Here is a 12047-nt window from a genome sequence, read left to right as displayed (position 1 = left end):
ATCCTTGCAGGCGCTTAGCGCCATTCAAAGCGATCAATGCGGCATCGTTCCGCCGCCTCCACATTCCACCATGCCCCATAGGGCCGGTGGCCGTCCGCCCGGTCGGTCCTTGAGCCCCTGAGGGCATTGCCGGGCGAAGCAATTCCGCTATACTAGCGCGCTCCGGTGCATTTCGCTCCCTTCGTCTAGTGGCCTAGGACACCGCCCTCTCAAGGCGGGAACACGAGTTCGAACCTCGTAGGGAGCGCCACTTCCGGCCTGGCACGGGCCCCGGCTCATTCAAGACAGGCACGAGAGCGTATGACTTTTGTCGTCACCGACAACTGCATCAAGTGCAAATACACCGACTGTGTCGAAGTTTGCCCCGTCGACGCCTTCCACGAAGGCCCCAACTTCCTCGTGATCGATCCGGACGAGTGCATCGACTGCACCTTGTGCGAGCCGGAGTGCCCGATCAACGCGATCTATCCGGAAGACGACGTGCCCGCCGGACAGGAAAGCTTCACTGCGCTGAACGCGGCGCTGGCCAAGAGCTGGCCGGTCATCACCGAGCGCAAGGACGGCCTCGCCGACGCCAAGGACTGGGAAAACAAGCCCAACAAGCTCGACCTGCTCGAACGCTGAACGCCGTCCCGGACGCTGTACCCCTCCGCAGGACACCCCGGTTCGCGCATAAAAAAACGCCGCCCTTGAGGCGGCGTTTTTATTGGCCGTAAGGCAACGGATCAACCGCCGCCCATGCGACCCTTGAGGGTATCGATCACCTTGGCCACCGCGGCGGCATCGCCCTGGGCGCGCACTTCGCTGGCCTTCTCGCCGCTGGTGCCCACGGTCAGCAGCACCTGGCGCGGCTTGGCGCCCGGGGCATCCGCAGACTCCTTGGACTTGCCGTTGAACATGCTGCTGAAGAAGCCCTTCTTCTGGGTCGGCTGATCCGATGCGACCACGCTAAGCGTATAGGTGTGCGCGTCATCGTCGTGCCCCACCACCTGGCCAATATCACCATTCTCCAGGGCCTGACCCACGCGACGATAGGTGTTGTCGATGCTGTCGTTCAGCACAAAGCCGTCAGCGATCTGGGCGCTGCTGCTGCCGACCCGAGCGGTCGCACCATTGGAGGTCGGGTTGTTGGCGCCCGCTTCCGGAATGACCAGCGCGGCGCTGGTGGAAGGCGTATCCAGGCCCGGCGGAATTTCCAGCGGCGACTCCTGTTTGGCCGTTTCCCAGGCCTTCTGCGAACGGAACATGCCGCAGCCGGAGAGCAGCAAGGCAGACAGGGCCAGTACCGGCAGGGCCACGACAAGCGGGGATTTCTTCATGTAAGCAGATTCCGTAGGAGTATCAGTTGCCCGAAATGTCAGGCCGCATTCGCCAAGGATGCCAGACCCGCCAGCGCTTCGCGAAGTCGCGCGCGGTCCGGACCATCCTCCAATTCAACCAAAGGCAGGCGTGGCGCCGCCAATCCCAAGCCCAGCGGCGGCAATCCGGCTTTCACAGCAATCGGGTTCGGCGCGCAGTTGAGCGCCGAAACCAGCGGCGCCAGCACGGCGTCGCAACGCTGTGCTTCAGCCCGATCGCCTGCCGTGGCGGCATCGCACAACATGCGAAACGCGCGAGGCACCAGATTGGCTACCACCGAGATCGTCCCCGCCGCGCCAGCGAGCATCGCCTTGCAGGCCGTGCCGTCGTCACCGGACAGATAGACGAAATCCGGCCGCGCAAGTTCCGCGATGGCGCGAATCCTTTCATCGGTGCCCAGCGCTTCCTTGAGGCCCACGATGGCCGGGTGGTCGCGCAGTTCAGCCACCGTTGCCGGCAGCAGGTCGCAACCCGTGCGCGCCGGCACGTTGTACAGCACCACCGGCAGGCCGCCATGGTCAGCCACTTCGAGGAAATGGCGACGCAGGCCTTCCTGGGTCGGTCGCACGTAATACGGAGCCACCACCAGGGCCGCATCAGCACCCAGCGCTTTCGCACGCCGCGTGAGCGCCACGGTCTTGGCCGTGCCCGCCTCGCCGGTACCGGCAAGGACCATCATGCGGCCGGCCACCCGTTCCACGGCAAACGCGAGCAGGCGCTCGTATTCGTCGTGCTCGAGCATATGGGCCTCGCCGGTTGAACCGGCCACGACCACGCCTTCGGTTCCGCCGTCGATCTGGTAGTCAAGCAGCTTTGCGAAAGCCGCAAGATCAAGCGCCCCGTCCGCCGCGAACGGCGTGACCAGCGCACAGATGCTTCCGCGAATGTTCAAGACCGGCTCCGCCTGAAACTCAAACCCGGCATGTTACCGGAAAAGCTTGTTCAGCCAATACAGAGCCCTGGGCCGGCCCTGCCAGCGCCATCCCGCGTCCGAATTCACCCTGGACGGCCCGCCCAAGACCATGGAGCGGGCGCAGTCCTGGATTTCCCCTCAATGGGCGTTCGGACCGATCAGCAGGGGTTTCGGGATGGTGGTATGCAACATCTCATCCTTCATCTGCATCGTGGCCGCGCGATCGCGCTCCATATCGCTGTACTTGCGACAGGTGGTCTTCGGAAGATGGGACCCGGTGGGTTGTTCGTGTACGCAGATCTCTTTGTCGCCGTCGCGGCGGGTAAGGATCGCATTGATCTCGGACTGGTCGTTGTAGAGCTGGATCTTGGACTTGTCGTCCATGGCGTCGACCTTGGTGAACCGATCCAGGAGCGACTGCATATCACCAAGGTCCTTGGTGACGGTGCCGCGCTCCTCAGCGTTGACGAACTCAAAGCGGCCGCCTGCCTGCATCTGTTCGCGCACGTGGTCGGCCACAGGGGCGAATGTATCCCTCGTATCGGCCTTGACGTCAGGCGGTGGCGGGCTCTTCGCCAGCAGCGAAGTCGCAGGAACAAGAAACACCAATACCGCAACAGCAAGCTGCGCACGCACCAACTTCATGATCTAACCCCCTGGTTGTCTTAGCCGAAACAAACGCCATCCCGATGCGTCAATGCGTACCCAGCGCCGAGGACGGAGCCGCCTCTCGCATCGTATGCAGCATGGCATCCTTCATGTTGAGCATGTCCCGCCGCTCGCGCTCTATCTGGGCGTAGTTGCGGCAGGTGGTCTTGGGAAGATGAGATCCCGTCGGCTGCTCGTGCGTGCAGATTTCGCGTTCGCCGTCGCGCCTGGTGAGCAGCGCGTTCACTTCCGACTGATCGTTGTAGAGCTGGATCTTGGACTTGTCGTCCATCGCATCGACCTTGCCGAAGCGGTCGAACAAGCCATGCATGTCATTCATATCGTGCTCGACCGTCTCGCGCTCTTCCGCGGTCAGGAACTCGAAACGTCCGCCCGCGCCCATCTCCTGATGGACATGGTCCATGACCCCTTCGAACTTCTCTTTGGTATCTGCCTTGACGTCCGGCGGCGTTGGATTTTTGGCATACGCCAGCGCCTGCGAAAACGGGATTGCCATGGCGGCAACCATCAACCACGCATGCACGTGCTTCATAATCCGCTCCCCATTGATGAGCCCCTAGGACGGCGGCGCGACCGCCAAAATGTTACGCCCGGCCTGGCAGGCAGTCAAAAAGCGACTTTCAGCCGGCCAGAGGACTTACTTGCGAGTCTCTGGCAGCGGCAAGTAAGCTCAACCGACGTGCTTTCTTGACCCGCATCGTGCGGGAGCGCCACAGGTGGACTCCTTGAATCGTTCTTCCGCGCGCACCGGCAGCGACAACCAGCTGCTGATCCAGACCCTGACTCCCTCCACAAGCGCGCCCTTGCTGACGCTGGCCAAGCGTATTGCCGAAGCCGGCTGCAACCTCGCCGATGCGCGGGTGTCGGCGATCGGCGCCGATACCTCGCTGACCCTGCTCGCCACCGGCGCATGGGACGCCGTGGCCAAACTCGAAACCGCGCTGGCCAAGACGGCCCGGGACGAAGATCTGCGCCTGTCGTTTTATCGCACCGGTCCGCGCGAGCACCACTCGCACCTGCTTCCGTATCTGATCGAGGTGATCTCGGCCGATCGCCCGGGCATCCTGGTGAAGATCATCGACTTCTTCGACCGCCGCGACATCGTCATCGAGCAGCTGAGCTCGCTGCGTTACCAGGCGATGCAGACGGGTGCGGACATGTTCCAGGCACAGATCACCATCGGCATTCCGGCGGCCACGCATATTGCCGCGCTGCGCGATGACTTCCTGGAGTTCTGCGATGGCCTGAATCTCGACGCCATCATGGATCCGGTGAAATTCTGAGCGGCGGATGTCGCGCGGAAAACCGGTTTTCCGGCGTGCTCGCCGGGTCCTTGAGCATGCTCCCTGAGGCGCCCTGCTGCAAGGACTGTCATTCCCTACACGGCAAGCGCTAGTCTCTGACCTCAAGAGCAGTACCGGAGAGATGGCATGCAGCAGGCGGGTCGATTTGCACCGATCGCAGGGCGAGCCCTGACCGCCTTTGCACCCACCTCCGCTGTCTCGTTTCCCTTGATTGACGACACCCAGTCGAAGCCGGCCGCGGCCTCGCAGGAGAACCTATGCCCGAAGTTGGCAAGAAAGTCCCCAAACTCAAAGGCCTCACCGGCGATGGCAGCGAACTGAAGCTGGACAGCCTGAAAGGCCAGTGGGTGGTGGTGTACTTCTACCCGAAGGACAGTACCCCCGGTTGCACCAATGAGGCCAAGGATTTCCGCGACCTCTACCCGAAGTTCAAAAAGCGTCACGCGCAGATCATCGGTGTTTCGCGTGATTCGGTGAAATCCCACGCCAACTTCGCCACCAAGCAGGAACTGCCGTTTCCTCTGGTTTCCGACCCTGATGAGACCTGGTGCAACGCTTTCGACGTGATCCACGAGAAGGTGCTGTACGGAAAACGTCATATGGGTGTTGTACGAAGCAGCTTCCTGATCGATCCCGAAGGCAGGCTGGCCCAGGAATGGCGCAACGTGAAAGTCCCAGGGCACGCCCAGGCCGTGCTCGACGCCATCCCCGCCCAGTGACCCGCGATCTCCTTTTTCGCCATGCCGCTGCCCGTCCCGCCGGGACGACTCCCTATCGTGCATGGCATCCCGGCCCATCGGCCGACTTCCCGCGGCACGCCGCATGCCGCGGTTCTTCCACCTCGCACTCTCAAGAGGTTTCTTCCGTATGACCGGAAGCAAGCGCATCTACGCTCTCGACACCAATGTGTTGCTGCACGATCCGACTTCGCTGTTCCGCTTTGAAGAACACGATGTCTTCATCCCCATGACGGTGTTGGAGGAACTGGACGAAAAGAAAAAGGGCGCCTCCGAGGTTTCGCGCAATGGTCGTCAAGTCAGCCGCTTCCTCAATGAACTGATCGTGCGTGGCAACGGCCACGGCATCAGCAACGGCCTGGAGTTGTCCAACCCCGAAGGGGTCAATCTCAAACGCGGCGGCGCGGTAGGCAGGCTGTATTTCCAGCAGCGCACCACCAACGGCCACGGCAAGGCAGACAACCTGATCCTGTCGGCGGTGATCGAACTGCGCGACCAGAATCCCGACCGCTCGGTCGTGCTGGTCAGCAAGGACATCAACCTGCGCATCAAGGCCAAGATCTACGGCATCGATGCGGAAGACTATGAAAACGACCGCGCGCTGGATGACTTCGCGCTGCTTTACACCGGCTCCACCGAGCTGGGCGAGGATTTCTGGGACAAGCACCCCGAAGTGCAGTCGTGGAACGAACGCGGTCGCACCTTCTACAAACTCGACCGTCGCGACGATGAAGACTGGTATCCCAATCAGTGCCTGTTCCTGCCTGGCGACAACAGCGTGGAACTGCGCGTGCTGCATGTGGACGACGCCAAGGCCACCCTGGTGTTGCTGGACGATCACAGCCACGCCAATCACGCCGTGTGGGGCATCGCGGCGCGAAACCGCGAGCAGAATTTCGCGCTCAATGTGCTGATGGACCCGGATGTCGACTTCGTCACCCTGCTCGGCACCGCCGGCACCGGCAAGACCCTGCTCGCGCTTGCCGCCGGCCTGGCGCAGGTGATGGACCAGCAGCGCTATCGCGAAATCATCATGACGCGCGCCACCGTCTCGGTGGGCGAAGACATCGGCTTCCTCCCCGGCACGGAAGAAGAAAAGATGACGCCGTGGATGGGAGCGCTCACCGACAACCTCGAAGTGCTCGCCAATCCGGAGGAAGGCGGCAGCTGGGGACGCCAGGCCACCAACGACCTGCTCGCCTCACGCATCAAGATCCGCTCGCTGAACTTCATGCGCGGCCGCACCTTCCTTTCGCGCTATCTGATCATCGACGAAGCGCAGAACCTCACGCCCAAGCAGATGAAGACGCTGATTACGCGTGCAGGTCCCGGCACCAAGATCGTCTGCCTGGGCAACGTCGAGCAGATCGACACGCCCTACCTCACGGAAACCACTTCGGGCCTCACTTACGCGGTGGATCGATTCAAGCACTGGGAGCACTCGGCGCATATCACCTTGCGTCGCGGTGAGCGTTCGCGCCTGGCGGATTTTGCGTCGGAAGCGTTGTAAGAGAAACCGAGTTGCTCCGACGACCATCGGAGCAACTTCCCTCACTGTGGGAGCGCACCCTGTGCGCGACGGCACTCCGGTCGTCACCGCTCCGTAGGCTTGTCGCGCACAGGGTGCGCTCCCACAATTAGCGCCTATGATGCGCTGTTCTTCGACACGCCCGTCATTTGGCGCGCAGCAGAATTCGAAGACACCCATATCCAAATCCAAGACACACCATGCCCCACATCGCCCCGCCCATCGCCCTCACCATCGCCGGCTCCGATTCGGGTGGTGGCGCCGGTATCCAGGCCGATCTCAAAACCTTCCACGCTCGCGAAGTGCATGGCCTCTCGGTGATCGCGGCGATCACCTCGCAGAACACGCAAGGCGTTACCGCCGTGCACACGGTTCCGCTGAAACACATCCGCAGTCAGCTGGACGCCGTGTTCGACGACTTCGCCATCGGCGCCGTGAAGACCGGGATGCTGGGAAGCGCCTCGGTGACCAGGCTCGTGGCGAAGGAGATGCGCGCACGCAAACCCGCGTGGCTGGTGGTCGACCCGGTGATGATTTCCACCAGCGGTGCGCGACTGCTCGATGAGGACGCGGTTGAGGCCATGGTCGAAGAACTGATTCCGCTGGCCGATGTGCTCACGCCCAACCTGCCCGAGGCAGAAGCCTTGCTGGGTAAAAAATTGCGCAAGGCGCAGGATTTCGACCGTGCCGGCAAGGCCCTGCTCAAGCTCGGCGCCCGTACCGTGCTGCTCAAAGGCGGCCATTCGGACGAACGCCAGGTGATCGACCGTTTCTACGACGAAAGCGGCGTGATGGAGCTGCGCCATCGGCGTCTCCCCATCGAAGGTCATGGCACGGGCTGCACGCTGGCCTCGGCCATCGCGGCGGAGCTGGCCAAGGGCCATGCGCCGCGCTCGGCCGTGCGTCGCGCCGTGGCCTACGTGCAGCGCGCGCTCGAACGCAGCTATCGCCCGGGCGGCGGCGAGGTTCACGTGCTCGGCCATTGATGCGGCCAATCCGCACGGTCGCTGAATCGGCGTCCGGGTGGGTACGGCCCCAGGGAGTAGAATGGCGGCTTCCGCTCGCCGCCATGACTCGTCCATGATCCTTGCCCCGCGCCTCGTACTGTTGATCCTGTTCGCACTGTTCGCATTGTGCGTGCTGCTGGTGCATCTGCGCGGTCGCGCCAGGCTGCGCTTCGATCGTCAACTGGTGGATCACTCGGCGGTGTTCGCGCCGTACAACCTGCTGATGTACGCGTTCTCGGCAGTGCCCGCCACCCCCATCCTCGATCGCCGCGGCTTTCCCCAGCTCGATCTGCTGCAGGCCAACTGGCAGGCCATACGCGAAGAAGCACTGCACCTGTTCGACGAGGGCTTTATCCGCGCCGCGGAAAAGAACAACGACGCCAGCTTCAACAGCTTCTTCAAGCAGGGCTGGAAGCGCTTTTATCTGAAGTGGTACGGCGAGCCGCTGGCCTCGGCCGAAACGCTGTGCCCCCGGACAGTAGCCCTGCTCAATGCCATTCCCAGCGTGAAAGCGGCGATGTTTGCCCTGCTCCCGCCCGGCAGCAAGCTCAACCCGCATCGCGACCCGTTCGCCGGTTCGCTGCGCTACCACCTGGGCCTGATCACACCCAACTCCGAAGACTGCCGCATCTTTGTCGATGGCGAGATGCACAGCTGGGGCGATGGCAAGGACGTGGTGTTCGACGAAACCTACGTGCACTGGGCGGAGAACCGCACCGACCAGACGCGCGTGATCCTGTTCGCCGACGTCGAGCGTCCGTTGCGCACGCGCTTCATGAATGCCATCAATCACCGCGTGGGTGCCTTCATGGGCAAGATCACCGCGTCCCCCAACACCGAATCGCCGGAAGAAAAGACCGGCTTCGTCAACCGCATGTTTGCGCTCAACCAGCGCAGCCGCGATCGCAATCGCGCGTTCAAGAAGAAACATCCCAAGCTGTTCCGCACGGCAAAATACATCGGCATGCTGGTGCTGATCTGGATCATCTTCCTGGCGCCCTGGCCGTTCTTTCGCTGAGCGGTCACGAATCGCGATACTCGCGCGTCCTTGAGGTGTCTTCCTGTCGGAGAACGTCATGGACGCTGCCACCACCACCTTCCAGCACCACCGTCCGCGCCTGCTGGGCCTGGCCTACCGCATGCTCGGCACCCAGGCCGATGCCGAGGACGTGTTGCACGACGCCTGGCTGCGCTGGCACCAGCAGGACGCCACCGCCCTGGACGACGCCGAGGCGTGGCTGGTCACGGTGACCACCCGGCTGTCGCTCGACCGCCTGCGCCGCGCCAAGACCGAACGCCAGCACTACACCGGCCCCTGGCTCCCCGAGCCGCTGGTGGAAGAGACGCAGCAGCCGGAAGCGGTGCTGGAGCGCACGGAAAGTCTCAGCCTGTCCTTCCTCGCCCTGCTAGAACGCCTGAGTCCGGAAGAACGCGCCGCCTTCCTGCTGGTCCAGGTGTTCGATTACAGCCACGGCGAAACGGCCCAGATGCTGCAGATCGGCGAAGACGCCTGCCGCCAGCGCGTCCATCGCGCACGCCAGCGCCTGCGCGAAGGACGCCCGCGCTTCACCCATGCGCCGGACGTGCAGCGCCGCCTGCTGGCCAAGTTTCGCGATGCGCTGGAAAGCGCCAGCGTCCAATCCCTGCAGGCGCTGTTTGCCGAAGACGCCGTCCACCTGGCCGATGGCGGCGGCAAGGCTCGCGCCACGCTGCGCCCGCTGCATGGCGCTGACCGCATCGTGCGGCTGTACGCCATCATCGCCCAGCGCTATCGCGACTATTCGATCGTGCACCGGCTGCAGTGGCTCAACGGGGCGCCCGCGCTGCTGACCTGGGTGAATACCAAGCTCTCGACGGTCGCGTGGATCGAAACGGACGGCGAGCGCATCACCAGCATCCACTCGCTGCGCAACCCGGACAAACTCGCGCGCCTGGAAGCTGTCACGAATCCGCAGGCTGGTACGTCTTTGTCATGAGCGGCCACGGTGGCCGCATGCCAAGGAACCCGTCATGTCCAAGCGTCTTTCGTTTATGAAGTACCCCCAGGCCCTCAAGCCGCTGCTCGACTTCAGTGCGGCGATGCATGAAAGCGGCCTGGAAGCCCCGCTGGTGGAGCTGGTGTTGATGCGCGTGTCGCAGATCAACGGCTGCGCCTATTGCATGGATATGCACAGCAAGGATGCGCGCGCCGCCGGCGAAACCGAGCAGCGCCTCTACGTCCTCCCGGGCTGGCGCGAAGCGTCGTTCTACAGCGAGCGCGAATGCGCAGCGTTCGAGTGGGCCGAGGCAGTCACGCGCCTCGGCGAGCATGGTGTGTCCGACGCCGTCTACGAGCGCGCCCGTGCCTCGTTCAGCGAAGCGGAACTGCTGAGCCTCACCCTGCTGGTAGGCCTGATCAACACCTGGAACCGCATCAACGTAGCGTTCCAGACGCCGGCCGGCAGCTATAAGCCGGCGGCGAAACAGGTGGCCTGAAGCAAAAAAAGCCCCTCGCTGAGGGGCTTTTTCCTTATGGCATGAAGCCAATCAAGCCTTGACGCGCTTGACGATGGCGTCGCCGAAGCTCGACGTGGTGCCCTTGCCGCCGATGTCCGGCGTGACGCTGTCGCGGTCGTTGGTCATGGTGTCGCGGATGGCGTTGCGTACCTTGTCGCCCTTCTCCACCATGCCCAGGTGATCGAGCATGTCGGCCGCGGCGAGCAGCAGTGCGCACGGATTGGCGATGCCCTTGCCGGCGATGTCGGGCGCCGAACCATGCACCGCTTCAAAGATCGCCGCTTCGGTGCCGATGTTGTCGCCCGGGGCCAGGCCCAGGCCGCCGACCAGACCGGCGCACAGATCCGAGAGGATGTCGCCGAACAGGTTGGTGGTGACGATCACATCGAACTGTTCGGGCTTCATCACCAGCTGCATGCAGGCGTTGTCCACGATCATCTCGTTGAACTCGATCTGCGGGTATTCCTTGGCGATCTCGCGTGCCACGTTGAGGAACAGGCCCGAGGCGGTCTTGATGATGTTGGCCTTGTGCACGGCCGTGACCTTCTTGCGGCCCTTTTTCACGGCCAGGTCGAAGGCGTAGCGCACGATGCGGCTGGAGCCCTTGCGCGTGTTGCGGATCATCGAGATGGCGGTTTCGCCGTCTTCGGAAATCGACTGGCCTTCGGACAGGTATGCGCCTTCGGTGTTCTCGCGCACCGTGATGATGTCGATGTTGTCGAAGCGCGCCTTGGTGCCCGGGAAGCTGATCGCCGGACGCACGTTGGCGTATAGGTCGAAATGACGGCGCAGGGTGACATTGATCGAGGTGAAGCCACCGCCCACCGGGGTGGTCAGCGGGCCCTTCAGGGCCACCTTGTGCTTGGCGATGGCGTCGAGCGTCGGCTGCGGCAGCAGGTCGCCGCTCTTTTCCAGCGCGACCATGCCGGCATCGACGAACTCGTAGGACAGGCCGCAGTCCAGGGCGTCGAGCACGCGCAACGTGGCGTTCATGATCTCGGGGCCGATACCGTCGCCCGGAAGCACGGCAATGGTCTTGCTCATGGGGACACTCCTTGGGATATGAATCGAGCAACCCTGTGGCGGGGTACGACAGGGTTATAAAACCCGTCGATTATCCCCGATGCGTCGCCAAGCGGCCAGAGCACAAGCCCTGGCCGCCGTTGCAAATCCTCGCACGCAGCATTGAATAAACTCGCATGCGTCAACGGGGCGGCAAGGAGGGAGCCGCCCCGAAGCAATATCAGGCGTGGCTGGCGCAGTCCGCAGCCGGCGTGGCGCCCTGGTCCGATTCCAGCTGATCGAGGAAGTCCACCGCCCGGCGCAGGTGCGGGATCACGATGGAGCCGCCCACCACCAGGCCGACGCTGAAGGTTTCGAAGAATTCCTCGCGCGTGACGCCCGCTTCTTTGCACTGGGCCACGTGGTAGCTGATGCAGTCGTCGCAGCGCAGCACCATGGAGGCGACCAGGCCGAGCAGCTCCTTGGTCTTCACGTCCAGCGCGCCGGGCTTGTAGGTCTGCGTATCGAGCGCAAAGAAGCGGCGGACGACCTGGTTGTCCTCCGACAAAATGCGCTCGTTCATGCGCTGGCGAAACGCGGTGAATTCGGCAACGCGGTCCTTGCCGGCCTCGTCCTTCAGGTGGCTCATGCATTGATCTCCAGCAGTTGGGCAAGCTTGCCGCTGCGGTCAGCTGCGACCAGATCGTCGAAACCGCCCACATGGTGGTCGTTGATGAAAATCTGCGGCACGGTGCGACGACCGCCGCTCCGGGCCAGCATGGCGTCACGCTGCGCCGGGTCGGTATCGATGCGTACTTCGCTCCACTCCAGCCCCTTGGACTTGAGCAGGTTCTTGGCAGACACGCAGTACGGGCATACCGCCGTGGAATAGACCTCAATTTTGGGCACAACACACCTCGAAAATCCGGGAACCCTACGGCAGCCCTACATGGGGTCCGCCAGGGGTGTAAACAACAGTGAACTGACACCGTAAGCTGGTGTCACTAATGCTATTGTCGCTGACCTATGCGC

15 protein-coding genes and 1 tRNA gene are annotated in these 12047 nt (G+C 63.1%); 9 read left to right on the top strand and 7 right to left on the bottom strand.

The window, feature by feature from the left end:
* The first annotated feature begins 174 nt into the window (after positions 1-174).
* Positions 175-250 (top strand) — tRNA-Glu (locus tag AC1DE1_RS14590).
* A 50-nt stretch (positions 251-300) separates the two neighbouring features.
* On the top strand, positions 301-624 hold the full coding sequence (gene fdxA / locus AC1DE1_RS14585) for a ferredoxin FdxA (RefSeq protein WP_441605169.1): 324 nt from the start codon (positions 301-303) through the stop codon (positions 622-624).
* 101 nt (positions 625-725) lie between these two features.
* Here the strand turns inward: fdxA and AC1DE1_RS14580 are convergent, their stop codons facing one another.
* The 4 genes from AC1DE1_RS14580 to AC1DE1_RS14565 all read right to left on the bottom strand — a co-directional run bounded on the left by AC1DE1_RS14580 (position 726) and on the right by AC1DE1_RS14565 (position 3473).
* Positions 726-1319: a hypothetical protein gene (locus tag AC1DE1_RS14580; protein WP_477176370.1), complete on the bottom strand. Its 594-nt coding sequence runs from the start codon at positions 1317-1319 to the stop codon at positions 726-728.
* A 38-nt stretch (positions 1320-1357) separates the two neighbouring features.
* Complete coding sequence (gene dapA / locus AC1DE1_RS14575) at positions 1358-2251, bottom strand: 4-hydroxy-tetrahydrodipicolinate synthase (RefSeq protein ID WP_477176369.1); 894 nt, start codon at positions 2249-2251, stop codon at positions 1358-1360.
* Positions 2252-2410: 159 nt separating this feature from the next.
* Positions 2411-2917: a hypothetical protein gene (locus AC1DE1_RS14570; protein WP_441605166.1), complete on the bottom strand. Its 507-nt coding sequence runs from the start codon at positions 2915-2917 to the stop codon at positions 2411-2413.
* Between the two features lie 49 nt (positions 2918-2966).
* Positions 2967-3473 carry a hypothetical protein gene (locus AC1DE1_RS14565; protein ID WP_477176368.1) on the bottom strand — a complete coding sequence of 169 codons (507 nt, stop codon included), beginning with the start codon at positions 3471-3473 and terminating at the stop codon, positions 2967-2969.
* Between the two features lie 184 nt (positions 3474-3657).
* Here AC1DE1_RS14565 and AC1DE1_RS14560 point away from each other — a divergent pair, with 184 nt between their 5' ends.
* The 7 genes from AC1DE1_RS14560 (at position 3658) to AC1DE1_RS14530 (ending at position 9992) form a co-directional block, all read left to right on the top strand.
* On the top strand, positions 3658-4224 hold the full coding sequence (locus tag AC1DE1_RS14560) for a glycine cleavage system transcriptional repressor (RefSeq protein ID WP_046971840.1): 567 nt from the start codon (positions 3658-3660) through the stop codon (positions 4222-4224).
* Between the two features lie 278 nt (positions 4225-4502).
* Complete coding sequence (locus AC1DE1_RS14555; RefSeq protein ID WP_477176367.1) at positions 4503-4964, top strand: peroxiredoxin; 462 nt, start codon at positions 4503-4505, stop codon at positions 4962-4964.
* A gap of 148 nt (positions 4965-5112) precedes the next feature.
* Complete coding sequence (locus AC1DE1_RS14550) at positions 5113-6492, top strand: PhoH family protein (RefSeq protein WP_121881422.1); 1380 nt, start codon at positions 5113-5115, stop codon at positions 6490-6492.
* Between the two features lie 218 nt (positions 6493-6710).
* Positions 6711-7496: a bifunctional hydroxymethylpyrimidine kinase/phosphomethylpyrimidine kinase gene (gene thiD, locus AC1DE1_RS14545; RefSeq protein ID WP_477176366.1), complete on the top strand. Its 786-nt coding sequence runs from the start codon at positions 6711-6713 to the stop codon at positions 7494-7496.
* Between the two features lie 94 nt (positions 7497-7590).
* Positions 7591-8535: an aspartyl/asparaginyl beta-hydroxylase domain-containing protein gene (locus AC1DE1_RS14540; RefSeq protein ID WP_441605162.1), complete on the top strand. Its 945-nt coding sequence runs from the start codon at positions 7591-7593 to the stop codon at positions 8533-8535.
* A gap of 58 nt (positions 8536-8593) precedes the next feature.
* Positions 8594-9493 carry an RNA polymerase sigma factor SigJ gene (gene sigJ, locus AC1DE1_RS14535; RefSeq protein ID WP_441605161.1) on the top strand — a complete coding sequence of 300 codons (900 nt, stop codon included), beginning with the start codon at positions 8594-8596 and terminating at the stop codon, positions 9491-9493.
* Positions 9494-9527: 34 nt separating this feature from the next.
* Positions 9528-9992, top strand: coding sequence for a carboxymuconolactone decarboxylase family protein (locus AC1DE1_RS14530; RefSeq protein ID WP_477176365.1), 465 nt, complete (start codon positions 9528-9530; stop codon positions 9990-9992).
* A 51-nt stretch (positions 9993-10043) separates the two neighbouring features.
* Here the strand turns inward: AC1DE1_RS14530 and AC1DE1_RS14525 are convergent, their stop codons facing one another.
* From AC1DE1_RS14525 to grxC, 3 genes are all read right to left on the bottom strand, one after another.
* Positions 10044-11057: an isocitrate dehydrogenase gene (locus tag AC1DE1_RS14525; protein ID WP_477179122.1), complete on the bottom strand. Its 1014-nt coding sequence runs from the start codon at positions 11055-11057 to the stop codon at positions 10044-10046.
* 199 nt (positions 11058-11256) lie between these two features.
* Positions 11257-11664 carry a carboxymuconolactone decarboxylase family protein gene (locus tag AC1DE1_RS14520; protein ID WP_441605157.1) on the bottom strand — a complete coding sequence of 136 codons (408 nt, stop codon included), beginning with the start codon at positions 11662-11664 and terminating at the stop codon, positions 11257-11259.
* Positions 11661-11924, bottom strand: a complete 264-nt coding sequence (grxC, locus tag AC1DE1_RS14515; RefSeq protein WP_441605156.1) for a glutaredoxin 3 — start codon at positions 11922-11924, stop codon at positions 11661-11663. The genes AC1DE1_RS14520 and grxC overlap by 4 nt, the downstream gene beginning before the upstream one ends.
* Positions 11925-12047: the final 123 nt, after the last annotated feature.

The sequence above is a fragment of the Dyella sp. 05T440 genome (genome assembly GCF_056395965.1).
Note: the sequence above shows the minus strand (reverse complement) of the source record. Positions and strands in the feature narration are given on the sequence as shown.

Bases quoted from the DNA above. Each gene is read 5' to 3' on its own strand.
- fdxA (WP_441605169.1), top strand. From the start codon at position 301: ATGACTTTTGTCGTCACCGACAACTGCATCAAGTGCAAATACACCGAC.
- AC1DE1_RS14580 (WP_477176370.1), bottom strand. From the start codon at position 1,319: ATGAAGAAATCCCCGCTTGTCGTGGCCCTGCCGGTACTGGCCCTGTCT.
- AC1DE1_RS14570 (WP_441605166.1), bottom strand. From the start codon at position 2,917: ATGAAGTTGGTGCGTGCGCAGCTTGCTGTTGCGGTATTGGTGTTTCTT.
- AC1DE1_RS14565 (WP_477176368.1), bottom strand. From the start codon at position 3,473: ATGAAGCACGTGCATGCGTGGTTGATGGTTGCCGCCATGGCAATCCCG.
- AC1DE1_RS14555 (WP_477176367.1), top strand. From the start codon at position 4,503: ATGCCCGAAGTTGGCAAGAAAGTCCCCAAACTCAAAGGCCTCACCGGC.
- AC1DE1_RS14550 (WP_121881422.1), top strand. From the start codon at position 5,113: ATGACCGGAAGCAAGCGCATCTACGCTCTCGACACCAATGTGTTGCTG.
- thiD (WP_477176366.1), top strand. From the start codon at position 6,711: ATGCCCCACATCGCCCCGCCCATCGCCCTCACCATCGCCGGCTCCGAT.
- AC1DE1_RS14540 (WP_441605162.1), top strand. From the start codon at position 7,591: ATGATCCTTGCCCCGCGCCTCGTACTGTTGATCCTGTTCGCACTGTTC.
- sigJ (WP_441605161.1), top strand. From the start codon at position 8,594: ATGGACGCTGCCACCACCACCTTCCAGCACCACCGTCCGCGCCTGCTG.
- AC1DE1_RS14530 (WP_477176365.1), top strand. From the start codon at position 9,528: ATGTCCAAGCGTCTTTCGTTTATGAAGTACCCCCAGGCCCTCAAGCCG.
- AC1DE1_RS14525 (WP_477179122.1), bottom strand. From the start codon at position 11,057: ATGAGCAAGACCATTGCCGTGCTTCCGGGCGACGGTATCGGCCCCGAG.
- AC1DE1_RS14520 (WP_441605157.1), bottom strand. From the start codon at position 11,664: ATGAGCCACCTGAAGGACGAGGCCGGCAAGGACCGCGTTGCCGAATTC.